2 protein-coding genes are annotated in these 1,231 nt (G+C 58.4%); one reads left to right on the forward strand and one right to left on the reverse strand.

Annotated features, from left to right (window positions below):
* The coding region (locus AC1DRJ_RS28390; protein ID WP_477805066.1) for a hypothetical protein at nt 1–106 on the forward strand (106 nt) is incomplete at its 5' end.
* A 149-nt stretch (nt 107–255) separates the two neighbouring features.
* Here the strand turns inward: AC1DRJ_RS28390 and AC1DRJ_RS28395 are convergent.
* A partial coding sequence (locus AC1DRJ_RS28395; RefSeq protein ID WP_477805065.1) for a methyl-accepting chemotaxis protein occupies nt 256–1,231 on the reverse strand: 976 nt, incomplete at its 5' end.

A 1,231-nucleotide genomic window follows, 5' to 3' on the forward strand; every position in this document is an offset into this window, starting at 1 on the left:
GAACCAGGAAGGCGTTGAAAACCTGCAATCGACCTTGCGTGCCTGCTCGGATCTTGAGCAGCAGGCTTCGCGTCTGAAGCAGTTGGTAGGCAGTTTCCGAATCTAAGCTGTTTCTGAAGGCCCCTTCGCGAGCAAGTCGAATCGTCGCACCGCCGCTCCCACATTCGATCGCATTCTTTCTGGAAGAACTCGGTTAAATGTGGGAGCGGCGGTGCGACGATTCGACTTGCTCGCGAAGGGGCCTTCAGAAACAGCTTAGATTCGGAAACTGCCTACCAACTGCTTCAGACGCGAAGCCTGCTGCTCAAGATCCGAGCAGGCACGCAAGGTCGATTGCAGGTTTTCAACGCCTTCCTGGTTCAGCGTATTGATCTCGGTAATGTCGACGTTTATCGACTCCACCACCGCAGTCTGCTCTTCAGTCGCCGTGGCTACCGACTGGTTCATCCCGTCGATTTCACCGATACGCAGCGTCACGCTGTTCAACCGTTCGCCCGCCAGGTTCGCGATTTCCACGCTGTCCTGACTGTGGCGTTGGCTGTCGCTCATGGTGCTGACTGATTCACGGGCGCCGACTTGCAGCTCCTCGATCATGGTCTGTACCTGTTGCGCCGATTCCTGTGTGCGGTGCGCCAGATTGCGCACTTCATCCGCCACCACCGCGAAACCACGACCGGCTTCACCGGCGCGGGCCGCTTCGATGGCTGCGTTGAGTGCCAGCAGGTTGGTTTGTTGAGAAATGCTGGTGATCACTTCGAGGATCTGGCCGATGTTCACGGTTTTGCTGTTCAGCGATTCGATATTGGCACTCGATGCACTGAGCATGCTCGACAGCTGATTCATCGCGGCGATGCTGCGATCCACCACTTGCTGGCCATCTTCGGCCAGGCTGCGGGCATCGCTGGCCTGGTTGGACGCTTGCGCGGCATTGCGGGCGATTTCCTGGGCGGCGGCCCCTAGTTGGTTGATCGCTGCGGCGACACTGCTGGTGCGTGAGGCTTGCTGGTCGGAGTTGAACATCGAGGAGTTCGAGGCGGCCACGACACGCAACGCTACTTCGTTGACTTGCCCGGTGGCCGAGGACACTTCGCGAATGGAGGTATGAATACGTTCCACGAAACGGTTGAACGCCGTACCGAGGACACCGAACTCATCGTTGTTCTGGATGGTCAGGCGCTTGGTCAGATCACCTTCACCGTCGGCAATATCGGCCATGGCGCGGGTCATGACG

The sequence above is a fragment of the Pseudomonas sp. P5_B2 genome (assembly GCF_056400445.1).